Source organism: Collinsella stercoris DSM 13279, assembly GCF_020735465.1.
In the GTDB taxonomy this organism is placed as follows: domain Bacteria; phylum Actinomycetota; class Coriobacteriia; order Coriobacteriales; family Coriobacteriaceae; genus Collinsella; species Collinsella stercoris.
The window spans coordinates 523472-549446 of record NZ_CP085935.1; the positions used below are offsets into that span (position 1 = coordinate 523472).

The window sequence follows — 25975 nt, forward strand, 5'->3', positions numbered from 1 at the left end:
AGTCAAGCAGACCATTGATCATCATGGAGCTAGAAAGGATGCTCCATTCCCCCTGGCTCCTCGTTCCCTTGGGCATCGCCCTTGCTCTGGCGACGGCGTCCGCGATTGAGGCATACGCCTATCTGCAGAATCAGTATGCACAGCACGTTAGCTTTGGGTACGGATTGGGTCTGGCCTCTCATTACTACAACGGCCAAACGCGAGAGGGCAGCTTTGGCAACTGGATCGTGGTTGGAGCAAACCCCACACTTTCGGGAACCTTGTTTTTCTATGCATTGCCCCTGCTTGCGGTCATGCCGTGCGCTTGGTCGTATCTTTCCGAGAGAAAGTCAGGTTACGGGGCTCAGGTCTGTATTCGCTCCGACAGGAATTCTTATCTTGTTGGGAAGTGCGTTGCCGCCTTTGTGTCTGGTGCCCTCATCGCTATCGTCCCCCTGCTCTGGAACTTCCTGCTCATTTCTTGCCTCCTTCCTGCCTATTTTCCGCTTATCGAGGATGTCCAAAGGGTGGGCCTGTTTGACACCTGTTTCTTCTCCGAGTTGTTCTACAGTCACCCGCTTCTCTATGTTGGGGCTTATACGCTTCTTGACGCTCTGTTGATGGGTGCGTGGGCTGTGGCGGTGATGGGGGTCTCGAACGTCACCAACGACCGCGTCAAGCTGATGGTCGTCCCGTATCTCGCCCTGTTTGCCTGGCACTACTTCAACGGCTGGATTTTCGACACGCTCGCCATCCAGGGATTCAACATGAATCTCTTCAACAGTCTTCGCTCGGAATCTACGCTCTCACGTCCTGATTTTGCCGCAACGCTGGTGGAGCTCGCGTGTTTAGTTCTTTTTGGAATCCTATCCGCCCGAGCGCTTGCTCGTAAGGAGGCATCATGATGCTGTTGCGAGCGCTTCGCGTCGATCTCAAGGTTGGATTGCATGGGATTCTGCCCGTGCTTCTTGGCTTGTCGATGGTGTCTGTATCGTGTCTTATTGTTGCGTACACGCGCGTAGATGCAGTTGGATCCGTTGACGTTGCAGAGCTGACGTTTGCGGACAACATCGCTTTGATTTTTGCCGGCAGCCTGCCGTTTGAGTATCGGCCGGGAGTCATGTTCGTTCCACCTTTGGGGTGGACGCTTCTATCGATGCTTGTGCTCTATGCGTCCCTTTCGTATCCGTACCGCGATCTCATGGGGTTCGGCCAACAGGTCCTAGTGCGTGAGAATTCCCGCGTTACATGGCTGCTTTCCAAATGCATTTGGGTCGCATTAACTTGCCTGCTGGGTTGCACAATCATTGTTCTGGTGGCGGCGATCTGGACTCTTGTTCAGGGTCAGGGGCTCACCACGGTGCTCCATAGCGATGCGCTATATCTTGCGGCAATGCTCATGGGACCTTTCAAAGCAGATATGTTAGATGGAGCGGGATTTATGCTCTGCATCGTGGTTGTCCTATGCTCATTGTCGCTCCTGCAGCTGTTTTTGAGCATATTTCTTCGACCGAGCATTTCGTTTTTGTCCATGATCTTGCTGCTCATCGCTTCCGCCTATGCTCAAACGTGGTATTTGCCCGGTAACTACCTGATGTTTGTCCGGTGGGGAGGGTTTGTCGAGGGCGGTGTCGATATGTGGGTTGGCATGATGTTGTGCCTGGGTGTTGCCTTGGTCTTCGGCGTTGTTGGTTTTGGCTATTTTTGCAAAATGGATTTGGTGGATAGGGAGATGGCCGCATGACGATCAGAATCGAAGAGCTGAGCAAAAACTACCACGGCGTCGATGTGCTCGCTCGGGTGAATCTTGAGATTCCGACCGGGGCTGTCGTAGGCCTGCATGGCGTCAATGGATCCGGAAAGACCATGCTGATGAGGGCGATATGTGGCCTTATTCGTCCTACCTCGGGACACGTTTACATTGATGGCGTCGAGGTACGTGCCGGTGCCTCATATCCCAAGCGTCTCGGGATGCTTATAGAGGGACCCGCGTTCCTTCCAGGGTATACGGCCCTGGAAAACCTTCTTTTGCTGGCAAGCATACGTGGTGTTGTAGGTGAGGACTATCTGCGTGGTCTCGTTACGATGGTGGGACTTGATCCGGATGACAAGAGAAAATATCGGAAGTTTTCCCTTGGCATGAAGCAACGCCTGGGTATTGCGGCTGCAATCATGGAAGAGCCGGATATCGTGGTGCTCGATGAACCGACGAACGCCTTGGACACTTCAGGCGTTGCCATGGTAAAAAGGGTCGTTTCGTTGCTTCGCGACCGCGGGGCGACCGTTGTCCTTGCGTGTCATGATTTCGCCGTGCTTAAAGACCTCTCGGATCAAATTGTCCATATTGCAGAAGGCAAAATTGACGAAGCCTATGTTTTTCCTGACGTCATTGAGGAAGGGTATGAGCATGTTTAGCGGGAGCTCCTCGATTTCTAGGCGAGGCGTAATTGCTGCGGGGCTCGCGGTCTGTGGCGCCGGATTGGGATTGCGCGTAAAGTTCTTGAATGACACCAGCGTGGTGATTCCCGAGTGCCAATATGGCATGAACGAGTGGCTTGACTTGGATGACTGCTTTTTGGGGACGGAGGATGACCGCGCACCCGGCTATGGCTTCATGGTGTCTGGATGCTCGGTCATGACTCCGAACGAGTTTCTGAAGGCGTATTCGAGAAGCGACCTCAAGGAGCTCCACTCCGATGATGCGGATCGACCAGGCGTTGCGGTGGTCGATATGAAGGTCCGTAATGAGGGGACATCCGATAACGGAATTAAAATGTTCACATGGCATCTGGCATCTCTGGACCATCCAGATAAGGTGTATGAAGTCGATTTTGATCTGCTCGGTGCTGCAACACCCGAAATTGCAGGTTCCGTTGGCTTTATCGTTGACCCTGGGGTCGAGTCACGGGTGATTCATTTCCCGTTTACAACGGTCGGCGGCCCCGATTATTTCCACGATTACGAAGATACATATCGTCCGGATATCGAGGGAAGAAGATTCCGTCTCATAATGACCAACCTGCCGGAGCGCCGCATGTTTGTGCTTGATGCAAAAGATCATGACGCAGCCTAAGGTGCTGATGATTCTATGACACGCAGAAGGCGTAGTTGCCGCCGTAAGAGAAGGGCGAGAGCAATTATGCGTTTTACGGGGGTGGCCGGGCTATTGACGGCGATTGCGATCGCGATGGGCTCCACGTTCGGTTTCCTGTCTCCAGTGCTCTTGCGGTTTCCCGAACGTTCGCAGGCGCCCATCGTCGCGCCACTGTTTCAGAACCCGGAGTTTCCCTCGGGGTGCGAAGCGTTCTCGCTCGCCATGTGCCTGCGCGCGATGGGGTATACAGTTGAGCCATCTGAGCTCATCGATGTCTACATGCCGACCGACCCCACGTGGAGCGATTACGTCGATCATTACGCAGGTGACGCGCGCGATCTTGGGAGCGCCATGCCTCCGGCTGTGGTGGCATGCACGGATGCGTACGCGGTCGCCACGGGTGCGCCGCTTCACGGGGTCGAGCTCACCGGACGCCCCTTCGATGAGCTCGCCGAAATCGTCGAGCGCGGCTACCCTGTGCTCACGTGGATCACGACGGATTACGAGCCCCCTCGTTTCTCAGACGACGGGATGCGGGGGTACCTCCTGTATCGCAATTTTCATTGCGTGCTGCTGTACTGCATTCAGGGAGGCGTTGCTTACATAGCCGACCCGCTCATCGGTCTCGTCGAGCACGACGTACACTCATTCCAAACTCTGTGGGAGGAATGCGGCAGCCTCGCGATGGCAGTATCGGAATCGTAGAGGCAAGTCTCCGTCGCGACGCGTGGCGACCTGTGGGTGCCCAGGGATATACCCCGAATGCGAGTTCCGCACAAGCCGAAGGCCACTTGATGTGGCCTTCGTGCGAGCAGGACTGTTCGAGCAGGCGGGGTTTATCCCTGGGCACCCACAGGTCGCCATCTTCGCTTTTTATGCGCTCCGCGCGAAATTCTATTCACCATGCTCATCATTCGCCATACCGTGTACAATGGACGATGACCTTTAAGTGCGTACGAGATACCACAAGGACCATCAAGCGGGGCGCCCGCGCCCGGTATATATGCCTTCCTGTGATGCTCGCGCGCCAAGCGGTCGGGCATTATTTTTTTGACCTGCAGCGTTTGCGGGTCAAGAGCGTAAGGAAGGAGTTCGAGAGCATGTCTTCACCTAAGGCCGTCATCATGGATGACACCGCGATCAATCGCGCCATCACCCGCATTGCGCATGAGATCGTCGAGAAGAACGAGGGCGTTGAGAACCTCGCGCTCGTCGGCATCGTCACCCGCGGCGACTTGCTCGCCAAGAAACTCGTCGACGAGATCGAGCGGATCGAGGGGGTGCGCGTCGATCTGGGAAGCCTCGACATCAGCTTCTATCGCGACGACTACCTCACCAACTTCGCTCCGGCGGTGCACGCTACGAACATCCCGTTCAACCTCGATGGCAAGCGCGTCGTGCTCGTGGACGACATTCTCTACACGGGCCGCACCATCCGCGCCGCCCTCGACGCCATCATGGACCTCGGTCGTCCCAACCGCGTCGAGCTCGCGGTCCTCGTTGACCGCGGCCATCGCGAGCTGCCCATCTGCCCCGACTTCGTGGGCAAGAATGTGCCCTCCTCCCGCGAGGAGAACGTCCGTCTGTATCTTGAGGAGGTCGACGGCCGTTCCACCGTCGAGATCTTCGACGTCGCGCCGGGTGGCCATGTGGGCTCCGCGCCGTTGGGAGGCGAGTAATCCGTGTTCAACAACCATAAGCACCTCATCGACATCTCCGAGTACTCCGATACGGAGCTCATGACGATCCTGCAGACCGCCAAGGCGTTCTCCGAGGTCAACGAGCGTGCCATCAAGAAGGTCCCCACGCTCAAGGGCAAGACCATCGTCAACATGTTCAACGAGCCCTCCACGCGCACCCGTAGCTCCTTCGAGCTGGCCGAGAAGCGCCTTTCGGCCGATACTCTTAACTTCGGCGGCTCCTCCACCTCCACGGTGAAGGGCGAGAGCCTCATCGACACCGTCATGACGCTCGACGCCTACAAGATCGACTGCATCGTCGTGCGCGACAAGCACGCCGGCGCTCCCCACATCGTCTCCCAGGCGAGCCCCGCCGTGGTCATCGACGCCGGCGACGGCAAGCACGGTCATCCCACCCAGGCCCTGCTCGACCTGTACTCCATCTGGGAGCGCAAACAGAACTTCGACGGCCTCAAGGTGGGCGTTGTGGGCGACATCGGCCACTCCCGTGTGTGCGGCTCCCTCATTCCCGCCCTCAAGATCATGGGCGCCGAGGTCACGGCCGTGGGCCCCAACACCCTCATGCCGCCGCGCCCCGATATCCTGGGCGCCGACCACGTGTCCAACAATCTCGATGACGTCCTGCCCGACCTCGACGTCGTGTACATGCTACGCATTCAGCGCGAGCGCCTCGAGGGCGCGCCGTTCCCCAGCGAGCGCGAGTACCACAAGATCTACGGCCTCACCCAGGCCCGCGAGCGCCTCATGAAGCCCGATGCGATCGTGTGCCACCCCGGCCCGATCAACCGCGGTGTGGAGTTCGACTCCTACATGCCCGATCATCCGGAGCGCTCCGTCATCCTCGACCAGGTGTACGCCGGTATCTGCGTGCGCATGGCTGCCCTGTATCTGCTGCTTGGAGGTGCCGATAATGGCCTTGCTTCTTAAAAACGCGCACGTCGTCGACCCCGCCGTCGACCTTGATGGCGTGATGGACGTCCTCGTCGAGGGCGATGTGATCGCCGCTGTGGGCGAGGGCCTTGCCTGCGAGGGCGCCGAGGTCATCGACCTGACCGGCAAGTACCTCGTGCCCGGCCTGGTCGACATGCACGTACACCTGCGCGAGCCCGGCTTCGAGGCCAAGGGCGACATCGAGTCCGAGACCGCCGCTGCCGCCAAGGGCGGCTTCACCGGCGTGTGCTCCATGCCCAACACCAATCCCGTGACCGACAACGGCGTGGTGGTCGAGTACATCAAGTCCGTCGCCGCCGCCAAGGGCCACTGCCGCGTGTACCCCGCCGGCGCCATGACCAAGGGCCTCAAGGGCGAGATCATCGCCGAGATGGGCGACATGGTCGAGCACGGCGCCGTCGCCTTCACCGATGACGGCCGTGGCATCCAGGGCGCCGGCATGGTGCGTCGCGCCATGGACTACGGCCAGATGTTCGGCAAGACCTTCATGAGCCACTGTCAGGACGATGACCTGGTGGGCGACGGCCAGATCAACGAGGGCGCCGTCTCTACCCGTCTGGGCCTTCTGGGCTGGCCGGCCGAGGGCGAGGAGCTCCAGATCGCTCGCGATATCACGATCGCCGAGCTCACGGGCGCCAAGCTGCACATCCAGCACATCTCCACCGCCAAGGGCCTCGACATGGTGCGCGCCGCCAAGGCCAAGGGGCTGCCCGTGACCTGCGAGGCCACGCCGCATCACCTCTTCCTCACCGAGGACGCCATCGACGGCACCTACAACACCTGCTTCAAGGTGAACCCGCCGCTGCGCACCGCCGCCGACGCCGAGGCGCTCATCGCCGGCGTCGTCGACGGCTCCGTGGACGCCATCGCGACCGACCACGCCCCGCACTCCGATTGGGAGAAGTCCCGCGAGTTCGAGCTGGCGCCGTTCGGCATGACCGGCCTCGAGACCGCGCTCGGCCTCGTGATCACCAACCTGGTCAAGACGGGCAAGATGAGCTTTGGCCGCATGGTCGAGCTCATGGCCATCGCGCCCCGCAAGATCCTGGGCCTCGACCAGGTAACGATTGCCGAGGGCAGCGTCGCCGACCTCACCGTCTTCGACGCCGATGCCGCCTGGACCGTTTCCGAGGACGACTTCGCGTCCCACGCCAAGAACTCCGGCTTCAAGGGCGTCGAGCTCACCGGCCGCGCCACCGATGTCTTCGTGGGCGGCAAGCGCACGCTCGCCAACGGCGTCGTTTGCTAACATAGCCATACGGATCAACGCGTCGCGCGGCCGCCTGCCTCAGTGCGGCCGCGCGCCCGTATCAATCGACCATGCGTTTGCATGGGGAGGGGAGCATACATGCCGAATCCTTCGCCTGCGCGCATGCACGACTTCGAGGTCGTTTCGAATGAGGAGATCGCCGAGGGCATCTTCTCGCTCGTCATTTTGGCCCCGCGTCTTGCATCTGCGCTCAAGCCCGGCCAGTTCGTGAACATTCGCGTCCCGGGCGATGCCTCCGAGCTGCTGCGCATCCCGCTGAGCTACGTCTCGGCCGACGCCGAGCACGGCACCGTCGAGATCTGGTATGCGGTCGTCGGCAACGCGACGCGCCGCATGTCCCAGTGGAAGCCCGGCTTCACGAGCGACCTTTTGGGTCCCGGTGGCCGCGGCTGGAAGGCTCCCGAGGGCACCAAGCGCGCGCTCGTGGTGGGCGGCGGCATCGGCGTGCCCCCGGTGCTTTGCCTGTCGCGCGAGCTCGTCTCCGCCGGCGTCGCCGTCGATGCCTGCGTGGGCGCCGCGAGCGCTTCCAAGCTCGTGGGCCTTGAGGACTTCCGCGCGCTCGGTTGCGACCAGATATGCGTGGCGACCGACGACGGCTCCGCAGGCGCCTGCGGCTTTTGCACCGAGCCTGCCTCCGAGCTGCTTGCGGCCGGTGGGTACGACTACGTCGCCACCTGCGGTCCCGGCGTCATGATGAGCAAGGTCGCCGCTGCCGCCGCCGAGGCTGGCGTGTACTGCGAGGCCTCGCTCGAGCGCATGATGAGTTGCGGCTTCGGCGCGTGCAGCACGTGCAATGTCGAGACGGCCGACGGCATGCAGGGCGCCTGCATGTGCGGCCCGGTATTCGATGCTTCCAAGGTGGTGGTCTGGTGAGCCAGGTGAATATGGCCGTCGACTTCGGCGGCGTGAAGATGAAGAACCCCATCAACACCGCGTCCGGCACGTTCGGACAGGGCTGGCAGTTCTCCGAGCTCATGGACGTGAGCCAGCTCGGTGCCATCACCACCAAGGGATGCGCCGCCGAGCCGTGGCCGGGCAATCCCGCTCCTCGCATGACCGAGGTGCGCGGTGGCATGATGAACTCCGTGGGCCTGCAGAACCCCGGTGTGAGCGCGTTCGCCGCCAACTACGGCCCGTGGCTTGCCGACCTTACCGACAAGGGGACCCAGGTCATCTGCCAGGTCGCCGGTCACTCTACCGAGGAGTACGTCCGTGCGCTCGAGATGTTCGACGAGCTGTGCCCCTGGGCCGCGGGTTTCGAGATCAATGTGAGCTGCCCCAACATCGCCGCGGGCGGCGCCGCATGCGGCTCCACGCCCGAGGGCGCCGCCGAGGTCATGCGCGCGTGCCGCAAGGTGTGCGACCGACCGCTCTTCGTCAAGATGGCGCCGGTGCGCATTCCCGAGATTGCCCGTGCCCTCGAGGCGGAGGGCGCCGACGGCCTCACGGTGATCAACTCGATCCCCGGCATGGCGATCGACGTCCACACCCGCCGCTCCAAGCTCTCCAAGCCCACGGGCGGACTTTCGGGCCCGCTGTGCCACCCCATCGCCGTTCGCATGGTGTGGGAGGCCGCCAACGCGGTCGATATCCCGGTTTGCGGCGTGGGCGGCGTCATGACGGGCGAGGACGCGGCCGAGTTCATCCTCGCCGGCGCGTGCTGCGTGTCGGTGGGCATGGCGAGCTTCGTCGAGCCCGACGCGTCCGTGCGCATCCTGCATGAGCTTGAGGAGTGGGCCGCCAGCCAGGGCGTCCGCGACATCAACGAGTTGATTGGAGCCTTCGAATGCTAGAGGCAGACGCCCGCGATCGCATCATCGTCGCCATCGACTGCGACCGCACGCGCGCCCTTGAGCTCGCCGACGCGCTGTCCGGCCACGCCGCGTGGCTCAAGGTGGGTATGACGCTCTTTTACGCCGAGGGACCTCAGATCGTGCGCGAGTTCAACGAGCGCGGTTTCAAGGTGTTCTTGGACCTCAAGTTCCACGACATCCCGCATCAGGTGCGCGGTGCGGCCCGTTCCGCGGCGCTCGCCGGCGCCGATCTGCTGTCCGTGCACGGGCTGGGTTCCGGCGCCATGCTCGCGGCCTGCCGCGAGGGCGCCGATCAGGCCGCCGAGATTCGCGGCAACCGCCCGAAGCTCGTGGCGATCACCGTGCTCACGAGCATGAGCCAGGACTCCCTGACCGAGATCGGCGTCGATGCGCCCGTGGCCGACGAGGCCGCGCGCCTGGCCACGCTCGCCCAGGGCAACGGCATCGACGGCATCGTCTGCTCGCCCATGGAGGCTCAGGCCATGCGCGAGCTGCTCGGCCCGGATGCGCTCATCGTCACCCCGGGCGTGCGCCCCGCCGGCGCGGAGCTCGGGGACCAGACGCGCGTGGCGACGCCCGCCCAGGCCATCCAACGCGGCGCGAGCCACATCGTCGTCGGGCGCCCCATCACCGGCGCCGAGGACCCGGTCGCGGCGTACGAGGCCATCGTCTCTGAGCTGGTCAAAGACGTGGAGTAATGGTGAAGTGATCCCCGCGAGCCCGTCGATTTCCACAATCGGTGGGCTCCGCGGGCGTTTTTGGGCATCTTTTCGCGCATAGACTTGCACTTTGCAGGCCCATCGACTAGTCTAAGGGACTGTTGAAGGTTCAAACACGCACGTAAATGCCCGTATTCGAACCTACGTTGGAATAAGAACCCTGTATTTGGAGGTACACATGGCGCTTCCTCAGCTCACCGATGAGCAGCGCAAGGCCGCTCTCGAGAAGGCCGCTGCCGCCCGTCACGCCCGCGCCGAGCTTCGCGAGAAGATCAAGAAGGGCGAGACGACCCTCGAGTCCGTCCTGAATTCTGACGACCCCATCGCCTCCCGTATGAAGGTCTCCACCCTCATCGAGTCCCTCCCTGGTTACGGCAAGGCCAAGGCCGCCAAGATCATGGACGAGCTGGGCATTTCCGCCACCCGTCGCGTTCAGGGCCTGGGCGTCCGTCAGCGCGAGCAGCTCCTCGAGCAGCTCACCAAGTAAGTGGGCAGAAGCGAGTCAAAGCTCTTTGTGATTTCCGGGCCGTCAGGCGCAGGGAAGGGAACGCTGGTCGCGCGCGTTCGCGAGCAGGTGCCCAACCTGGGCCTGACGGTTTCCGCTACCACGAGGAGCCCGCGCGCCGGCGAGGTGGACGGCGTGAATTACTACTTCCTGACCGATGAGGAGTTCACCGCCCGTGTCGAGGCGGGGGAGTTCATCGAGTGGGCCCAGGTGCACGACCATCGCTACGGCACGCTTGCCAGCGAGGTCGAGCGCAACTTGGCCACCGGCCAGTCCCTCATCCTGGAGATCGACGTTCAGGGCGCGCTCGCCGTCAAGGAGCGCTTTCCCGACGCCGTCCTCATCTTTATCGAGCCCCCGTCGCTCGAGGTCCTGCGCGACCGTCTTCTCGGTCGCGGCTCCGAGACGCCCGAGTCCCTGGAGCTGCGCCTGCATACCGCCGAGGGCGAGATGCGCCTGCGCGACCGCTACGACGAGGTCCTGGTCAACGACGACCTCGACCGTGCGACCGAGGAGCTCATTGCCGTACTGCACCGTCACGAAAGGAACTGATTCCTGTGTCTGTTGTGAAGCCCGCCATCGATGATCTGCTGGAAAAGACCGACCACAACCGGTTCCTGCTCTCCTCGCTCGCGTCCCAGCGCGCCTGCGACATCAACAACATGCTGCGCGGTCAGCACAATCGCGTGCTCGCTGTCCAGGATACGGACGACCTGACCGTCATGCTCTCCGGCAAGGACACCATCTCCATGGCCATGGAGGAGATCGTCGACGGCACCATCTCGTACGATCACGCTCGCTACGAGGCCGCCCTCGGTCACATCGACCCCACGGAAGCGTAGATGGCCAGTCGCGTTTGCCTGGTTCACTATCACGAGATAGGGCTCAAGGGCAAGAACCGCGCCCGGTTCGAGCGTATTCTCATGGATTCGTGCAAGGCGGCCCTGGCCGCCTTTTCCGTTTCGTGCATCACGCGCATTTCCGGGCATATCCTCATCACGTTCTCGGCAAAGGGCGAGGCCGAGCGGGCTATGCCCCTCATCGCGCAGGTTCCCGGCGTCGCCCGCTGCTCACTGGCGTTTCACACCAATCGCGAGCCCGCCGAGTACTGCCGCGCGGCGATTGACGCGCTCGCCGAGTTCGGCCCGTTCGAGACCTTCAAGGTCGCCGCGCGCCGCTCGAACACCGATTACGAGCTCACGAGCATGGACCTCAATCGCCAGGTGGGCGAGGCCCTGTGCCTGGCCTATCCCGAGAAGAAGGTCCAGATGCGCGAGCCCGACGCGACGGTGCACGTGCTCGTGGTGCAGGGCAGCGTCTACGTGTACGCCAAGAGCGTGCGCGGCGTGGGCGGTCTGCCGCAGGGGTCGGCCGGCAAGGTCGTGACGCTTCTGTCCTCCGGCATCGACTCGCCGGTGGCCACGTGGCAGCTCGCCCGCCGCGGCGCCGTGGTGGTGCCCATCCACTTCTCCGGTCGCCCCCAGACGGCCGACACGAGCGAGTACCTGTGCCAGGACATCATCGAGCAGCTCGCGCCCGCCGTGCAGATCGGCCGCATGTATGTGGTGCCGTTCGGCGACTGTCAGCGCGAGATCTCAATGAAGACGCCCTCCGACCTGCGCGTGATCATGTATCGCCGCGTGATGTACTCGGTCGCCGAACGCATTGCCAAGATCGAGGGCGCCAAGGCCATCGTCACGGGCGAGTCGCTCGGGCAGGTGGCGTCGCAGACCCTGGAGAACATCATGGCGGTGAACGAGGTCGTGGACATCCCGGTGTTCCGCCCGCTCATCGGCTCGGATAAGCAGGAGATCATCGAGCGCGCTAAGCAGATCGGCACGTACGACATCTCGTGCGAGACGGCACCGGACTGCTGCACGCTCTTCATGCCGCGCCGTCCCGAGACACACGCTAAGATGGACGCCGTGCACGAGGCTTGGGACATGTTCGACCACGATGCGATGATCGATTACCTGGTCGAGCATGTGGAGTACGTCGACTTTACCGCGCCGGTGTACAAGCGTCCCCGTGCGATGCGCGAGCGTCACGAGGAACTCGCGCCCCGCACCGTCGTTCGCGAGGGCGACGCCGAGGCTGGCGAATAGGACGTTTTGCCGTCCAGGTTGAGGCCTTGCCATCGCCGTGGTCTAAGAGCGAGTTGGATCGACGGCTGTATACGTGCGCTAAGGGCGCGACTCGATGGGATGGGTCGCGCCCTTTTTCATGTCTGGAGACCGTGTTGGCGCGCGCGTCCTGTCGTTTGCCGAGCGCGGCCGCGGCGTGATTCTGGCATGAATCTCGCGCTCCCTGTCAGCTGCTGGTAAGAGCCCTGCACAGGGCGACATCGTGTTTTTACATTCGTCCCCCTCCGGCCTCGATGCGTTGTGCACGATGGGGGGTGGGAGGTGCTCTTGATGGCTCAAGTTCAGGCGAATACGGCGACGTGGCGGCAGCGCCTTGCGCTCATGGTGCGGCAGAGACCGGTCCTCGGCGTGGCGCTGGCCCTGGTGGCGGGGCTGCTGGTGGGCGCGTGTGCAGGTGGAAGCGTGATGGCGTCCGGTGTGGCGGAAGGTGACTCGTGGGGAGGGGCGGGCATCGAGGTCAAGCGGGCGCGCGACGACGCTGGCGACGATACGGAAGGCGACGGAGCGTCGTCATCGGATGCGGACGGTCTGCCCGATGAGGAGGCGGCGGAGGCGAAGGATGCTATCGTGGTGGACGTGGCCGGGGCGGTGGCGTCCCCGGGCGTGGTGGAGCTGAAGGACGGCGCGCGCGTCGCCGATGCGCTCGACGCCGCGGGAGGGCTTGCCGAGGATGCCGACTTGACGTCGGTGAACAGGGCCGCGCTCCTTACGGACGGCCAGCGCGTCTACGTTCCGCGTGTGGGCGAGCAGGTTGCCCCCGTCGAGGGGGATGGGTCGGGCGGGGTGGCGGGCGAGGGTGCCCAATCTACAGCGACGGGGCAGGCGGTGAACATCAACGACGCGGACCTTGCCGAGCTCGATGCGCTGCCGGGCGTCGGCCCCGCCACGGCGCAGGCCATCATCGACGACCGCGAGGCGAATGGGCCCTTCACGGCGCCCGAGGACCTCATGCGCGTGAGCGGCATCGGTGAGAAGAAGTACGAAAAGCTCAAGTCGTCGATCTGCGTGTGATCGCGATGGGAGGCGAAGCGCGTGAAGCGCCCATGCGCCCTTACGTTCCTCCCACGGCATGCATGGCCTTGGCCACGTGCGCCGCCGCGGCGCTGCTGATGCAGGCGGGGTGGTTGCGCCATGGGGATGAGGAGGTGGTGCCGTGGGGCCTTGTCGTGGCGCTGGCGGCCGGTGGCGCGCTGGCGATGGCGGCGTCGACGCGTCTCGCCGCCGGAGCGCGCGCTGGATGGGCCGGGGTGTTCAAGGCGGCACGCGTGGAAGGCCCGCGCGACTATGCGGCGGCCGCGTTGATGTGCGCGGGGGTCGGGTTCGTGTGTGCGGCGGCCGCGAGCACGCTCGCGTTGTGGGCATGGCAGCGAGACGCCGCATTTTCGCGCGAGGCCTCGGTCAGCTCTTGCATCGTGCGCGTCGAGGGGGATCCGCGTGCGGGGGCAAGCGGGTGGTCATCGACCGTCGTGCTTGCGGACGCGCCGGGAGGCGGCCGCTCTTGTCGCGTCCGTGCGGCGAGCGGGGAGGCGTACGAGGACGGGGACGTGCTGCATGTCGTGGGCCGTCTCGACTCGCTAGGCGATACCGACTGGGACCGCAGCCGTTTCATGAAGGGCGAGGTGGGGTCGTTGGACGTGCGCGCGGTTCTCGCTTGCGAGGAAGGCGCGGACAGAACGCCGCTCGGCTCCCTCCGCGCGGCGGCAATTCAGTGTATCGAGCCTTCGCGCGGCGCGGCGAACGCGATGCTCGCGGGCACGGTGTGCGGGCGCGTGACCGAGCTTGCCGACGAGGATGCGTATGCTGCTTTCACGCGCTGCGGACTCACGCATCTCGTCGCCGTCTCCGGGAGCCATCTGGCCTATATCGCCGCCTTGGTCGAGGCCGTCTTGCGCCGCTCGCGGGCGGGCAGGGGTCTTCGCAAGGCGATACTGCTCACCGCGATGGGTTCCTATGTCGTATTGAGCGGGGGCGCGCCGTCGGCCATGCGCTCGGTGTCCATGGTGGGCATGGCCACCGCGGCGGTGCTCGGCGGGCGCCGCGCGCACGCCCCCTCGGCGCTCAGCCTCACCGTCTCGCTGCTGGTCGTGCTCGACCCCGGCGTCGTGTTCGATCTGGGGTTTCAGCTCTCTGCGATGAGCGTGCTGTTCATAACGGTCTTCGCGCCGTATATGACGTTTACCTTGGAGAGGCTTCGCGTGCCGGCGCTCCTTGCCGAACCGCTCGCCCTGACGCTGGTCGCGCAGTGGGCGACGTTGCCCCTGACCATACCCGTGTTCGGCGAGGTCTCGTTGATCGCTCCCGTGGCGAACCTGATCGTGGGGCCCATCATGAGCGCGCTGCTGGTGACGGGGCTCGTCTCGGTCGCGTTGGCGACCGCCGTGCAGATGGCGGCGTCCGTGCTCGGCCCCGCGGTTTCGCTCGTTTTGGGGCACGTGGGCGTTTTGATGTGGGCTCCCCGCTTTCTGGCGCAGCTCGCCATGTTTCTGGCGGGGGCTATTGCGCGGGTTCCCTTCGCCTCGATCTCCGTGCCCGGGGCCGCTTGGCTTCCCCTGGCGTTCTACGGAGCGGCCGTGTTGCTGTATGTGCGTTGGCATGCGATCTCGCCGCGAGGCCTCGGGGCGTGCGCGTCTGTGCTCGCGGCCCTCCTCGTGCTGCACGTTGTTCGCTGGACGCTGTTTGCGCCGGCTGGCGTGACCGTGCTGGACGTGGGGCAGGGGGATGCGATTTTGCTGCGGGACGGCGCGCATGCGGTGCTGGTGGATGCCGGGGTCGACGACGCCACGCGAGCCGCGTTGGCGCGCAACCACGTGTTCAGGCTGGATGCGGTCGTCGTGACGCATTGGGATCGCGACCATTGGGGCGGTTTGCCCGACCTCGCGCAGACCATCCCCGTCGATTCCCTGATCGTGGCTGAGGGGGCGGCGGATGGCGCGCCGGAGGAAGTCCGCGATCTTGGCGTGCCGATCGTGGAGTTGCGCGAGGGCGATGCGTTGGGCGTGGGCGCGTTCTCATGCGCTGTGGTATGGCCGGATGAACCCGTGGGCGGCGAGGAGAACGCCGACTCGCTCGTGCTCGATGTGGCGTATCGCCAAGGTGGCCGAGCGTTGAGCATGTTGCTCACCGGCGACACCGAGCGCGATGAGCTGGCGCGGTACATGCGGGAGGTGGGTGACATCGACGTGCTCAAACTCGGGCATCACGGCTCAAAGGTATCCGTCGACGGCGCGTCGCTTGCCGTGTTGGACCCCGAGGTCGCGATTGCGAGTGCGGGGGAGGGAAACTCGTATGGGCATCCCGATCCCACGTGCGTTGATGTGGTCGAGAAGAGCGGCGCGAGGTTTCTGTGCACCAAGGACGTAGGCGATATCACCATCACTCCAGGGGAGCAGGGGGTGCGCGCGACGGCGGGCGGTGGGTAGCCCACGCATGCGCGCGTGCCATGGCGAGCCCGGGGTCGGCGAGAGCGGGAATCGCTCAAGCGCGCGCCCAGGAGCCTCGGGGTTGGGGCGCGACGGGGCCTTTGGCTGCCCCGGCGCCCAACGCGTGGCGGGGCGCTTGGCTGTTCCCGGCCTCCAGCGCGGGGACGTTCGGTCGTCTCGGCCCTGAACGCGGGCGATGCGGGAATCTGCAAGCGGGCGCTCGTTTGCCACGCGATCGGGCGCATACGCTGTCCTCGGCTGCCCTCGGCGCCGAACGCGCGCGATATATGTCGGGGACTTCGCTATACTCAAGCAGATGTATATGCGCGTCTTGCGAGCGAGGTGTTCACATGTCCGATACGGGCCTTCTTCCCGGCTATCTGATCGTTGGATCCGATGAGCTCAAGAGCTCGCACGCCGTCGAGCGGATGCGCTCGCGCCTGGAGAAGACGGGCATGGCGGAGTTCAACCTCGACGAACGCGACATGGCCAAGGACCCGCAGATCGACGACATCATCGCCTCGCTCAACACCTTTCCCATGGGCGCTGAGTTTCGCCTGGTCATCTTGACCAATTGCGACAAGCTGCCCAAGGCGGTGAGCGAGCCCCTCGTGGAGTATTTCTCCAATCCGTCCCCCACGACCGTTTGCCTGGTGGTCGCCACCTCGCTTGCCAAGAACACGCGCCTCTACAAGGCGATCAAGAAGCTCGGCGCCAAGGCAATCATCGAATGCGCCCCCAAAAAGACGTGGGAGATGCCGCCGCAGGTGGTCAAGATGGCCGCGGCGCACGGCAAGTCGATGGGCATTCCCGCCGCCGAGGCCCTGGTGGCGCGCTCGGGTGAGAACACCCGCATGCTGGACAACGAGCTTAAAAAGCTGGCGTCCATGGTCGAGGGTCCCGAGATCACCTTGGCGGACGTCGAGCGCCATGTCATGCGGACGGCGGAGGTCAAGCCCTGGGAGTTTTTGAACGCCGTGGCGGCTCGCGACCTTGCGCGCTCGCTCGAGCTGCTCGCGCTGCAGCCGGCCAAGAGCGAGGTGCGTCTATGGTCGCTGCTGGTCACGCGCCTGCGTGAGCTGATCATCGCAAAGTCGCTCGATGCGCGCGGTCAGGGTTCCCAGCTCGCCTCGACTCTGGGCGTTCAAAGTTGGCAGGTCAAAAATCACCTTGGCTGGGCTCGTCGGTGGCGCATGGATGAGCTGCTCGATGCCCTGACGCACGCCGTCGATGTCGAGCTCGCCCTCAAGGGCTCGCGTGACAGTGAGCTCGCCTTGCGCATGTGGGTCATATCCATGACGCGCCGCAACGGTTAAAAGGCGCATGGGAGCGTCCGCCCGCGTGTCCGCTCGCGCCCTGTGGGCGGCATGGGCGTGTGAAAGGGGCTCGTCTTCTCCCGTACACATGTGGAATCCGCAAGTAACCTGCACAATTGTGCAATCTCGCTTGCATGGGTCTGTGCCCGCGTGTAAAATACTCGCCCGTATGACCTCAACAACCGTGTCTCAGAGGCCGGATAGTAAGACCTTGTAAGTACCCGAAAGGAACCGAACCCGATGGCAAACATCAAGTCCCAGAAGAAGCGCATCCGCACCAACGAGATCGCTCGCGTCCGCAACAAGGCGATCCGCTCCGAGCTCAAGACGGTTATCAAGCACGTCAAGGCCGCCGTCGAGGCTGGCGACAAGGCCGCCGCTCAGGCTGCCGCCACCACCGCTTACCGCAAGCTCGACAAGGCCGTGGCCAAGGGCGTTATCCACAAGAACCAGGCCGCCAACCGCAAGTCCGGCGTCCAGAAGCTCGTGAACTCCCTCTAGGATTTCGCGACATACGATTGCCTGCAACGGGTCTCGCTTGCGCGGGACCCGTTTTTCGTTTTGCTTTCGCCGGGGCTCGCGTCATGGATGCCTGGAAAGCGGTCGGCAAAATGGGTCATGGGGTCATGGGGTTGGGTCTATAGGACAACAGCATGCTCAGCGAAGGCAGCTCGCACGGGCGGGTGGTTCTTGCTCGCGCCACGGGACGCAAATGAACGTCGGGGTGCAGGAGGAATAGAGCGCAAAACGAGGGCCATGGAGCTCTGGCGCGCTATGAAACCCAAGGCAAGGGCCATGGTGTCCTGGGATGCCATGAAACCAAAAGCGCCAAAAAAGTGAGGCCGTCTACATAGGTAGACGGCCTCACTTGGATGCACATCTTTAAAAAGACAGCAGGTGTTCGGGCGACACGCCCGCTCTTGCGCACGGTCCTTCCATTGTGGCCGCTACGCCAGGCTTCGACCGTAGGCGTCGGCGACGCGGATCGCCTCGACGAACGCCTCGGGCGAGAACGGTTCGGGATTGCCCTGTTTCCACTCATTGGTGTTTTGCGCGAGCGTCGCGATGCGATCGAGATGGCTCTCGTCCAGGTCGAGCTCCGCCAACGTGGTAGGCAGCCCGATATTCTTGTTGAACGCTGCGTAGCGCTCCAGCTCGGCGGTGTTGCCCATGTAGGCGAACAGCACGAGTACGCCAAAACTCACGACCTCGCCGTGCAGGTGCGTGCGCCCCGCGCGCGGCACGCCGCACGTCGCGTTGTAGAACGCGTGCGCGAGCGATGAGTTGTAATAGAAATCCGGCTGGTTGGTGAGGTTGGATACGTATCCGGTGTTCACCACGATATCCAGCGCGATCTGCCGGACGGCCTCGCTCGAGCGGTCGGCCCGCACGTCCGCCAGCCCCTGCTCGCCATAGGTCATGAGCGGGGCGGTGCAGGTGTGCGCGAGCGTGAGCCCCAAGGTGCCCGTGTGCGTGAGGTCGGCTCGGCTGGTGGCATATTCGACTTCGGGCTGCTTGGAGAGCGCGTCGCCGATGCCCGCCCAAAAGTACTCGGCCGGCGCCTCGGCGATGATGGCGGGATTGATAAAGATATGCGCCGGCGCGTCGGGGTACGCGTAGCCCTTGAGGGAGTGGTCGTCGTTGTAGACGACGGCGATCGCCGTGGCGCTCGAGCAGTTGGAGCAGATGGTCGGCACGGAGAACACGGTCTTGTCGAGTTCCTTGGCGGCCGTCTTGACGGTGTCGATAGCCTTGCCGCCGCCGATGGCGAACGCGACGTCGGCAGCGCGAAACGCGTCATTGCGCACGAGTGCGTCGATCGCGGATTGCGTGGAGTCGGTGCCGTAGACGATCTCATCGAGAATCTCGACGCTCGTGTCGGCCAGGGCCTTGCGGATCTCCGGGGCAGCCGCGGCGAGCGCCCGTGCGCCACCGACCAGGACGATCGATTGCGCGTGGTGGGGCGCGAGGACGTGCGCGATCGCTTCGAAGCAATCCTCTCCGACTGTGTAGCTGCTCATTTGGATGGTTCGCATGGGTCCTCCTTATGTGATGATGGTTCGTGACATTGTAGGACCGCTCCGGTTGTCATCACCGCGCGCCTCGTTGTGTAAAAGAGTGTTAACGTGAGGTTTCGCACACGAGGAAAGGACGACAACGTGAAAGTCGTGGTGAGCGCCTGTTTGCTGGGTGAGAATTGCAAGTACAGCGGTGGCAACAACCGCTGCGACAGCTTGATCGAGAGACTCTCGGAGCGTTCCGACATCGAGGTGATCCCCGTGTGCCCCGAGGTGGCCGGTGGCTTGCCTACGCCTCGCCCTCCCGCGGAGATCGTCGACGGGGAGGTCGTCAACAACCAGGGCGTCAGCGTGGACGCCGAGTATCGCGCGGGAATCGCGGCGGAGATGGAGCGCCTGACTTCCATGATCAACACGGGGGAGGTCGCGGCGGCGGTCTTGCAATCACGAAGCCCCAGCTGCGGCGTGCACGAGGTCTACGATGGCACGTTCACGGGAAGGCTCATCCCCGGTCAGGGGCTGTTCGCCGAGGCACTTGCGCAGGCGGGCGTCACGCTGGTCGACGCCGCCGACGTCGAGTAGGCTTATTGCAAGAGTCTCCCATTTCTTGGACGTTACTTTCAAGTCCAAGAAATGGGAGGCAGTTCAGAACGGGACCCGCTTTTGTGTTTATGGGCTGCAGTCCATGTCGTGCGTCGGCACGGCATGGAAAACTGTCAGGCCGAAATACCGTCATAGACGAAGGCTGTCCGTGTCGTGCGCCGGCGCGGCATGGAAAACCACCCGCTGCGCAGATGGAGGCCAAGCTCGGCTATGCGACTGCGGCTACCAGCCCATCTGGACGTCACATTCTTTACGGGGAGTTTTTAGGCGACTTTTGCATACGACATGCTGCATGTCCGATGTAGTGAGCACCGTTTCGGATGGGCTGGCTCTTAGGGCAGACTGATAGCGCGTCTTCTATCCGTCTTGATGCTACGAATCACGGGAGGGGCGTCGTGTAAGGTGCGTCTGCGGCGGAAATCGTAAAGGATACGCAAGCTGTGTGCGCGTCAATGCCGCAAATCAGGCGAAAAGGTAACGAATTCCAAGACGGCCCGAGTAGACCACGGTTTTTGATCGCAAAATCCCAGTTGTCGATTGCTCGGGACCCTGTTGTGCCTGACCCACTTGGAAATTCGTTACCTTTTCGCCTGATTTGCGGCATGGGAGCTGTTTCGGTTGCACTTTTGAGGGTCCGGATTACATGCTGCCAGTGAAAACCCCGCTCGGCTGCGCATCTTTCAAGCCGCTTAGATACTCATTTGAATGGATCGGTTTGAATGGCTCGGGTTGCTGGTCGATGCGGTTGATGTCGAGTGGCACATCTGGCCGGTATTTCATGGTTTTTTAGGCTGCCGTGTTAAAGACGTGGGCAGCTCTTTCGGCCTTGAGCGATGGGCACCTCTTCGCCAGTGTTCGTGCAGTGCCTAGCGCGAATGGACGTGCGACTTCGAATTATAATTTCAAATTGTTCTTGCTTCGTGGCGTTGGCGCCGATGACTGCAGGGGGCTTTATGGACTCTGAGGTGGTGCTCTCGATTGGCGCGTTGTTGTTTCTTGCCTTGAGCATTCCACTGCTTGCGGGCCGTGGTGCCTGGCTTGTGGCGGGCTATAACACCATGGCGCCCAACCAGCGCGAACGATACGACGAGCGCAAGCTTTGCCGCGCTACGGGATGCATGTTGCTTGGCGTTTCCATTGCCTGCGGTCTTATGGCATGCGCCACCGTGTTTGAGACTGAGCGGGTGGGTGCCCGCGAAGTCGCTGACTGGCTCTATTTGCTTGCCGCAGTGGTTCTCATTGCCGATGTCGTTGTCGGGGTGTGGTATGCCAGCACGAGATGTTATCGAACATGATGTAGGCAGGTCGGGATCATAGACGGGTCGGGTTGTGCTTCGCGCGATGCGGAGTTGGTCTGCGCGCAGGTATTCGCTTGGTGTCTGGTGATCGTGCGGTCGCGGTGTCAATGATCGAGCATGATCTTTTGATGCTGGAATCCCCAGCGGATGATTACCTTGAGGATACGGGTCTTACCGCCTAGGGCATGCCCGCGCGTGCTATCATGCTGAATCACAGGCGTTGATGGGGACGAGTACGTTGGCCCCGCACGGCAAAGAGAGCCCGGGAGGCTGCGATCCGGGTGCGTGCGACCAGTGGAATATCACCCCGGAGCCGCGGTCCGAACGGCTGCGCGTTTGGACGGGTTGCGTTTCGCGCGACGAGGGCGTATGTGCCTTGAGTCGCGTGTTGAGCGAATATGCGATGCGCCCCGTCTCCAAGTGCAGCTCAGTAGACACCGCCGGGATGGCCGTCGTGACGGGCCAGCCGAGTACGAGGGGAGCGCGATTTGCGCGAACCTTTGAGCTGGGTGGTATAGCGAAACGCGAATGCGGGTCTGCTTCCCGCACCTATAGGCGCTTCGTCCCAGCTTGAGCTAGGACGGGCGCTTTTTCTTTTGGGTCGAACGACCCGGTTGGCGCCCACAACGAGAAGGGGGTATTCGTGGCAAACGAGTACAAGCAGACCATGAACCTGCCCAAGACCAAGTTCCCCATGCGGGCGGCCTTGGCGCAGCGCGAGCCGGAGCGCCTCAAGCGCTGGCAGCAAAACCACGTGTACGAGCTCATGCTCAAGAAGAACGAGGGCCACAAGAAGTTCGTCCTGCACGACGGTCCTCCGTATGCCAACGGCCCGATCCATCTGGGCCACGCCATGAACAAGATCTCCAAGGACATCATCAACCGCTACAAGGCCATGCAGGGCTTTGAGACGCCGTACGTTCCCGGCTGGGATTGCCATGGCCAGCCCATCGAGCACAAGGTCGAGGAGAAGCTCGGCACCGAGAAGTTCAACAACACGCCGGTCGCCAAGATCCGCGAGCTGTGCAACGAGTTCGCCGTCGAGAACATCGACCTGCAGCGCGAGGGCTTCAAGCGCTTGGGCGTGCTGGGCGATTGGGACAACCCCTACCTCACGCTGTACCACCAGCACGACGCCGCCGACATCGAGGTCTTCAAGGCGATGTTCGATAAGGGCATGGTGTACCGCGGCCACAAGCCGGTGCACTGGTGCAAGCACTGCCACACCGCGCTCGCCGAGGCCGAGATCGAGTACGGCGACGAGACGAGCCCGTCCATCTACGTGCGCTTCGAGCTCACGAGCAAGCCTGCCGGCCTCGAGTCCTTCGACGGCCCCGTGGACTTCGTGATCTGGACCACCACGCCGTGGACGATCCCGTCCGACCAGGCCGTGTCGCTCAAGCCCGAGGCCGTCTACACCGCCATCGAGCACGACGGCCGCGCCGAGATCATGCTCAAGGACCTCGCCGAGAAGGTCTGCGGCATCGCCGGCTGGGATGTCACGCCCGTGATGGTCGCCGGCAAGCCCTATGAGGTGCCCGCCGAGGTGCTCGATCACCTGCACTACAAGCAGCCCGTCTTCGACGGCGTCGAGGGCGTCGCGCTGCTCGCCGATTACGTGGGCACCGAGGACGGTACCGGTATCGTCCACAACTCTCCTGGCCACGGCGTGGACGACTACTACGTCTGCATGAAGGAGGGCATGGACGTCTGCATGCCCGTCGACGACGACGGCCGCTTCTACAACGGTGACGAGTTCGGCACCGGCGGCCCGTTCTCTGGCATGGACACCGATGAGGCCAACCCGCACATCATCCAGTTCCTGCGCGACCGCGGCATGCTCGTGGCCGAGGTCAAGATCACCCACAGCTATCCCCATTGCTGGCGCTGCAAGCATCCGGTGCTCTTCCGCGCCACCGACCAGTGGTTCGTGTCCATGGACAAGACCGGTCTGCGCGAGCAGGCCCTCGACCAGGTGCGCAACCATGTTGCCTGGTATCCCGGCCACGCCGTCAACCGCATCGGCGCCATGGTGGAGCAGCGCCCCGACTGGTGCATCTCGCGTCAGCGCAACTGGGGTGTGCCGATCCCGTCGTTCACCTGCGCCGACTGCGGCGAGAAGGTCATGAACGACGACACGCTCGACGCCGTCATCGCGCTCTTCCACGAGAAGGGATCCGACGCCTGGTTCACCGACGCTCCCGAGAGCTACCTGGGCGAGGCCTGCGTGTGCCCCAAGTGCGGTGGCCATCACCTCAAGGCCGACCGCGACATCCTCGACGTGTGGTGGGACTCCGGCGTGTCTTGGAAGGCCGTGTGCGAGTACCGCGATGAGCTCCATTACCCGGCGGATGTCTACCTCGAGGGTTCCGACCAGCACCGCGGCTGGTTCCAGTCCTCGCTGCTCACCTCCGTGGGCGCCAACGGCGTGGCTCCCTACAAGGCCGTCATCTCGCAGGGCTTCACCCTGGACGGCCAGGGCCGCAAGATGTCCAAGTCGCTCGGCAACGTGATCGACCCCAACAAGGTCTGCGACGAGATGGGCGCCGACATCGTGCGCCTGTGGGTCGCCTCGATCGACACCTCGACCGACGTCGCCTGCGACACCGAGATCCTCGCCCGCACCTCCGACGCGTATCGCCGCTTCCGTAACACCCTGCGCTTCCTGCTGTCCGTGCTCGAGGGCCAGTTCGAGCCCGCGACCGACGGCGTGGCCTTCGACGAGCTCATGCCGCTCGACAAGCTCATGCTCGCCCGCCTCACCCAGGTTCAGGCCGAGGTCGACGCGGCGTACGAGGGCTTCGAGTTCAACCGCGCGTACCGCACGCTGTACGACTTCGTGGTCACCGAGCTCTCCAACGTCTACCTCGACGCACTGAAGGACCGCCTGTACTGCGAGAAGCCCGGCAGCCACGAGATGCGCAGCGCGCAGACCGTCGTGGCCGAGCTGCTTTCCATGCTCATGCGCGACCTGCAGCCCATCCTCGCCTACACGGTCGACGAGGCCATGGAGTTCGCTCCGGCCGGCTGCCGAGACAACCAGGAGTACGCCGCGCTGCTCGATTGGTACAAGAGCCCCATCACGCTCGAGCAGGCCAACGAGTTCGCCGGCGTCCTCGAGGCCTCCCTCGAGCTGCGCGGCGTGGTGACCAAGGCCATCGAGGAGGCCCGCGCCGAGGGCACCTTCACCAAGAGCCAGCAGGTCCGCGTGAGGGCGACCGCTCCCGCCGAGGCCTATGCCCTGCTCACGGGCGACAAGGCCGTCGACCTCGCCGAGTTCTACATCGTCTCTGAGGTCGAGCTGACGCAAGGCGAGGAGTTCTCCGCCCAGATCGAGGCTGCCCATGGCGAGGCCTGCGACCGCTGCTGGAACTACCGCGCATCCACGGGCGCTCATGGCGAGCACGCGCATATCTGCGACCGCTGCGCCGCCGCGCTTTCCTAGCGAGCCCGGTGGGACTGCCCGCCGCCGGGGCACGCTGCCTCGGCGCCGGGCCGATGCCGATGTGTAAAGGGGGCGGGTCCGTATCGCGCACGTGAGGCGTGCGTGGCGGACCCGCCCCGCACCCGTTTGAGAGAGTGATGAGCCCATGTCGAAACCGACGAAGAGCAGCAAAATCGAGCCCCCGATTGGCTGGCGCGTGAGCGTGGCCCTCGCGGCCGCGGCGGCGGTGCTCGTGCTCGACTGCCTCACCAAGATGGTCGTTCGGGACACCATCGCGGTCACGGGCGAGAGCGTTTCCGTTGTGCCCGGCGTCCTGAGCTTTCGCTACGTGGAGAACATCGGCGCCGCCTTTAGCATGGGGGAGGGTCACGGGCTCGCGTTTGCGCTTTTGGCCTGCGTGGTGACGATAGCGATCGCCATGTATCTGTCCCGCGCGTCGGCGGTGTCAAAGGTCGAGGTGCTCGGCCTGGGGCTGCTTGCCGGCGGTGCCATCGGCAATGCGATCGACCGCCTCACGTTGGGGTACGTGGTCGATTTCATCGCGACCGACTTCATCGACTTCCCGGTGTTCAATATCGCCGACATCGGCATATGCATCGGCGTGGCGCTTGCGTTCCTGGGGTTCATGTTCTGGTCGCCCGCGGCCAAGAGGGGTGGCGCGTAATGGCATCCGAGCTTCATCTGGCCGTCTCCGCAGCCGATGCGGGGGAGCGCCTGGACTCGTATCTGGGGGCGCAGAGCGCCTGCCCCTCGCGTTCGGCGTGCGCCAAGCTCGTCGAGGCGGGCTCCGTCGCCGTCAACGGCGAGACGTGCCTGTCAAAAAAGCAGGCGGTGGCGGAGGGCGACCGCATCTGCGTCGAGCTGCCCGAGATCCGGGAGCCAGGCGCCATCGTGCCCCAGGCGATTCCCCTCGATATACGTTACGAGGACGATTACCTAATCGTCCTCTCCAAGCAGCGCGGCCTGGTGTGCCACCCGGCGCACGGGCACGAGGACGGCACGCTCGCCAACGCGCTCGTCCACCACTGCGGCATCGAGCATCTGGGGACCGTGCAGGGGGAGGACCGTCCGGGGATCGTTCATCGGCTGGACCGCGATACGTCGGGCCTCATGCTCGCCGCAAAGGACGATGAAACACAGCGCGAGCTGCAAAACCTCATCCGGACCCGCACCCTCGACCGCCGCTACATCACGCTCGTGCACGGCGAGATCGTCATGGACGAGGGAACCATCAACACCGGCATCGCCCGCTCGACGCGCGACCGCGTGAAGATGGCGGTGTCGGACGACCCGTTCGCCCGCCAGGCCATCACCACTTTCCAGGTGCTCGAGCGTTTTGAGCCCGCCCGCGGCGATGAGGGCTACACCCTGGTCGAATGCCACCTCTACACCGGGCGCACGCATCAGATCCGCGTGCACATGCGCCACATCCACCATCCCCTGGTGGGCGACCCCCTATACGGCAAGGGCAACGAGCGCATGAACCTCGACCTCGACCGGCAGTTCCTGCACTCCTGGAGCGTCCAGTTCGAGCATCCCGTGACGGGGGAGACCATAAGCTGCCGCGACGAGCTGCCGTGGGATCTGGCCGCAGCCCTGGACGAGCTGCACGACCGTTCGCTCGGCCGCACGGATGCCGGCCGCGCGATCATCCCGCGGCTCGGCATGTTGGAGGATTAAACCGCGCCCCGCGCGCGTGC

At 63.6% G+C, this 25975-nt stretch carries 25 protein-coding genes; 24 read left to right on the forward strand and 1 reads right to left on the reverse strand.

Annotation, left to right across the window (positions count from 1 at the left end; translation table 11 throughout):
• Positions 1-14: 14 nt before the first annotated feature.
• From LK434_RS02240 to rpsT, 19 genes are all read left to right on the forward strand, one after another.
• Entirely contained in the window at positions 15-884 is an 870-nt protein-coding gene (locus tag LK434_RS02240) for a hypothetical protein (protein ID WP_148334618.1), read from the forward strand.
• A complete protein-coding gene (locus LK434_RS02245; protein WP_006721481.1) occupies positions 881-1723 on the forward strand; it encodes a hypothetical protein in 843 nt (280 codons plus the stop codon). Before LK434_RS02240 ends, LK434_RS02245 begins: the two co-directional genes overlap by 4 nt.
• Complete coding sequence (locus tag LK434_RS02250; RefSeq protein ID WP_006721480.1) at positions 1720-2394, forward strand: ATP-binding cassette domain-containing protein; 675 nt, start codon at positions 1720-1722, stop codon at positions 2392-2394. Before LK434_RS02245 ends, LK434_RS02250 begins: the two co-directional genes overlap by 4 nt.
• Entirely contained in the window at positions 2381-3052 is a 672-nt protein-coding gene (locus LK434_RS02255; protein WP_006721479.1) for a DUF5028 domain-containing protein, read from the forward strand. The genes LK434_RS02250 and LK434_RS02255 overlap by 14 nt, the downstream gene beginning before the upstream one ends.
• A 66-nt stretch (positions 3053-3118) precedes the next feature.
• Entirely contained in the window at positions 3119-3778 is a 660-nt protein-coding gene (locus tag LK434_RS02260; RefSeq protein ID WP_006721478.1) for a C39 family peptidase, read from the forward strand.
• Positions 3779-4173: 395 nt separating this feature from the next.
• Positions 4174-4752, forward strand: coding sequence for a bifunctional pyr operon transcriptional regulator/uracil phosphoribosyltransferase PyrR (gene pyrR, locus LK434_RS02265; RefSeq protein ID WP_040361331.1), 579 nt, complete (start codon positions 4174-4176; stop codon positions 4750-4752).
• A 3-nt stretch (positions 4753-4755) separates the two neighbouring features.
• Complete coding sequence (locus LK434_RS02270) at positions 4756-5700, forward strand: aspartate carbamoyltransferase catalytic subunit (protein ID WP_006721475.1); 945 nt, start codon at positions 4756-4758, stop codon at positions 5698-5700.
• Positions 5684-6973 carry a dihydroorotase gene (locus LK434_RS02275; RefSeq protein ID WP_006721474.1) on the forward strand — a complete coding sequence of 430 codons (1290 nt, stop codon included), beginning with the start codon at positions 5684-5686 and terminating at the stop codon, positions 6971-6973. Before LK434_RS02270 ends, LK434_RS02275 begins: the two co-directional genes overlap by 17 nt.
• A 123-nt stretch (positions 6974-7096) precedes the next feature.
• The gene (locus LK434_RS02280; protein ID WP_006721473.1) at positions 7097-7867 is read left to right on the forward strand and encodes a dihydroorotate dehydrogenase electron transfer subunit; all 771 of its coding nucleotides are present in this window, start codon (positions 7097-7099) and stop codon (positions 7865-7867) included.
• Between the two features lie 11 nt (positions 7868-7878).
• Positions 7879-8787, forward strand: a complete 909-nt coding sequence (locus LK434_RS02285; protein WP_006721472.1) for a dihydroorotate dehydrogenase — start codon at positions 7879-7881, stop codon at positions 8785-8787.
• Positions 8781-9506: an orotidine-5'-phosphate decarboxylase gene (pyrF, locus tag LK434_RS02290; RefSeq protein WP_227917808.1), complete on the forward strand. Its 726-nt coding sequence runs from the start codon at positions 8781-8783 to the stop codon at positions 9504-9506. Before LK434_RS02285 ends, pyrF begins: the two co-directional genes overlap by 7 nt.
• Before the next feature lie 199 nt (positions 9507-9705).
• The gene (gene mihF / locus LK434_RS02295) at positions 9706-10014 is read left to right on the forward strand and encodes an integration host factor, actinobacterial type (RefSeq protein WP_006721469.1); all 309 of its coding nucleotides are present in this window, start codon (positions 9706-9708) and stop codon (positions 10012-10014) included.
• Positions 10015-10584: a guanylate kinase gene (gene gmk, locus LK434_RS02300; RefSeq protein ID WP_006721468.1), complete on the forward strand. Its 570-nt coding sequence runs from the start codon at positions 10015-10017 to the stop codon at positions 10582-10584.
• Between the two features lie 5 nt (positions 10585-10589).
• Entirely contained in the window at positions 10590-10874 is a 285-nt protein-coding gene (locus tag LK434_RS02305) for a DNA-directed RNA polymerase subunit omega (protein WP_040361329.1), read from the forward strand.
• Positions 10875-12137 (forward strand): tRNA uracil 4-sulfurtransferase ThiI, encoded by a 1263-nt coding sequence (gene thiI, locus LK434_RS02310; RefSeq protein ID WP_006721466.1) that lies wholly within the window; start codon positions 10875-10877, stop codon positions 12135-12137.
• A 309-nt stretch (positions 12138-12446) separates the two neighbouring features.
• Entirely contained in the window at positions 12447-13187 is a 741-nt protein-coding gene (locus LK434_RS02315) for a ComEA family DNA-binding protein (RefSeq protein ID WP_040361327.1), read from the forward strand.
• A 32-nt stretch (positions 13188-13219) separates the two neighbouring features.
• Entirely contained in the window at positions 13220-15595 is a 2376-nt protein-coding gene (locus tag LK434_RS02320; RefSeq protein ID WP_227917809.1) for a DNA internalization-related competence protein ComEC/Rec2, read from the forward strand.
• Between the two features lie 350 nt (positions 15596-15945).
• A complete protein-coding gene (holA, locus tag LK434_RS02325; RefSeq protein WP_006721461.1) occupies positions 15946-16911 on the forward strand; it encodes a DNA polymerase III subunit delta in 966 nt (321 codons plus the stop codon).
• A gap of 240 nt (positions 16912-17151) precedes the next feature.
• Positions 17152-17412 (forward strand): 30S ribosomal protein S20, encoded by a 261-nt coding sequence (gene rpsT / locus LK434_RS02330; protein ID WP_006721460.1) that lies wholly within the window; start codon positions 17152-17154, stop codon positions 17410-17412.
• Positions 17413-17858: 446 nt separating this feature from the next.
• On the opposite strand, the gene LK434_RS02335 is transcribed toward rpsT, so the two are convergent.
• Positions 17859-18947, reverse strand: a complete 1089-nt coding sequence (locus LK434_RS02335) for an iron-containing alcohol dehydrogenase family protein (RefSeq protein ID WP_006721457.1) — start codon at positions 18945-18947, stop codon at positions 17859-17861.
• A gap of 123 nt (positions 18948-19070) precedes the next feature.
• On the opposite strand from LK434_RS02335, the gene LK434_RS02340 reads away from it, so the two are divergent.
• The 5 genes from LK434_RS02340 to LK434_RS02360 all read left to right on the forward strand — a co-directional run bounded on the left by LK434_RS02340 (position 19071) and on the right by LK434_RS02360 (position 25955).
• Positions 19071-19511: a DUF523 domain-containing protein gene (locus tag LK434_RS02340; protein ID WP_040361319.1), complete on the forward strand. Its 441-nt coding sequence runs from the start codon at positions 19071-19073 to the stop codon at positions 19509-19511.
• A 974-nt stretch (positions 19512-20485) separates the two neighbouring features.
• On the forward strand, positions 20486-20827 hold the full coding sequence (locus LK434_RS02345) for a DUF3784 domain-containing protein (protein ID WP_050754987.1): 342 nt from the start codon (positions 20486-20488) through the stop codon (positions 20825-20827).
• Positions 20828-21473: 646 nt separating this feature from the next.
• Positions 21474-24275 carry an isoleucine--tRNA ligase gene (gene ileS, locus LK434_RS02350; protein ID WP_006721452.1) on the forward strand — a complete coding sequence of 934 codons (2802 nt, stop codon included), beginning with the start codon at positions 21474-21476 and terminating at the stop codon, positions 24273-24275.
• 145 nt (positions 24276-24420) lie between these two features.
• Positions 24421-24939 carry a signal peptidase II gene (lspA, locus tag LK434_RS02355; RefSeq protein WP_006721451.1) on the forward strand — a complete coding sequence of 173 codons (519 nt, stop codon included), beginning with the start codon at positions 24421-24423 and terminating at the stop codon, positions 24937-24939.
• Positions 24939-25955 (forward strand): RluA family pseudouridine synthase, encoded by a 1017-nt coding sequence (locus LK434_RS02360; protein WP_006721450.1) that lies wholly within the window; start codon positions 24939-24941, stop codon positions 25953-25955. The genes lspA and LK434_RS02360 overlap by 1 nt, the downstream gene beginning before the upstream one ends.
• The last annotated feature ends 20 nt before the right edge of the window (positions 25956-25975 follow it).

What these genes read in the sequence shown, in the direction of transcription:
- LK434_RS02245 (WP_006721481.1), top strand. Translation starts at nt 881, where the DNA reads ATGATGCTGTTGCGAGCGCTTCGCGTCGATCTCAAGGTTGGATTGCAT.
- LK434_RS02250 (WP_006721480.1), top strand. Translation starts at nt 1,720, where the DNA reads ATGACGATCAGAATCGAAGAGCTGAGCAAAAACTACCACGGCGTCGAT.
- LK434_RS02255 (WP_006721479.1), top strand. Translation starts at nt 2,381, where the DNA reads ATGAGCATGTTTAGCGGGAGCTCCTCGATTTCTAGGCGAGGCGTAATT.
- LK434_RS02260 (WP_006721478.1), top strand. Translation starts at nt 3,119, where the DNA reads ATGCGTTTTACGGGGGTGGCCGGGCTATTGACGGCGATTGCGATCGCG.
- pyrR (WP_040361331.1), top strand. Translation starts at nt 4,174, where the DNA reads ATGTCTTCACCTAAGGCCGTCATCATGGATGACACCGCGATCAATCGC.
- LK434_RS02275 (WP_006721474.1), top strand. Translation starts at nt 5,684, where the DNA reads ATGGCCTTGCTTCTTAAAAACGCGCACGTCGTCGACCCCGCCGTCGAC.
- LK434_RS02280 (WP_006721473.1), top strand. Translation starts at nt 7,097, where the DNA reads ATGCACGACTTCGAGGTCGTTTCGAATGAGGAGATCGCCGAGGGCATC.
- LK434_RS02285 (WP_006721472.1), top strand. Translation starts at nt 7,879, where the DNA reads ATGGCCGTCGACTTCGGCGGCGTGAAGATGAAGAACCCCATCAACACC.
- pyrF (WP_227917808.1), top strand. Translation starts at nt 8,781, where the DNA reads ATGCTAGAGGCAGACGCCCGCGATCGCATCATCGTCGCCATCGACTGC.
- mihF (WP_006721469.1), top strand. Translation starts at nt 9,706, where the DNA reads ATGGCGCTTCCTCAGCTCACCGATGAGCAGCGCAAGGCCGCTCTCGAG.
- thiI (WP_006721466.1), top strand. Translation starts at nt 10,875, where the DNA reads ATGGCCAGTCGCGTTTGCCTGGTTCACTATCACGAGATAGGGCTCAAG.
- LK434_RS02315 (WP_040361327.1), top strand. Translation starts at nt 12,447, where the DNA reads ATGGCTCAAGTTCAGGCGAATACGGCGACGTGGCGGCAGCGCCTTGCG.
- LK434_RS02320 (WP_227917809.1), top strand. Translation starts at nt 13,220, where the DNA reads ATGCGCCCTTACGTTCCTCCCACGGCATGCATGGCCTTGGCCACGTGC.
- holA (WP_006721461.1), top strand. Translation starts at nt 15,946, where the DNA reads ATGTCCGATACGGGCCTTCTTCCCGGCTATCTGATCGTTGGATCCGAT.
- rpsT (WP_006721460.1), top strand. Translation starts at nt 17,152, where the DNA reads ATGGCAAACATCAAGTCCCAGAAGAAGCGCATCCGCACCAACGAGATC.
- LK434_RS02335 (WP_006721457.1), bottom strand. Translation starts at nt 18,947, where the DNA reads ATGCGAACCATCCAAATGAGCAGCTACACAGTCGGAGAGGATTGCTTC.
- LK434_RS02345 (WP_050754987.1), top strand. Translation starts at nt 20,486, where the DNA reads ATGGACTCTGAGGTGGTGCTCTCGATTGGCGCGTTGTTGTTTCTTGCC.
- lspA (WP_006721451.1), top strand. Translation starts at nt 24,421, where the DNA reads ATGTCGAAACCGACGAAGAGCAGCAAAATCGAGCCCCCGATTGGCTGG.
- LK434_RS02360 (WP_006721450.1), top strand. Translation starts at nt 24,939, where the DNA reads ATGGCATCCGAGCTTCATCTGGCCGTCTCCGCAGCCGATGCGGGGGAG.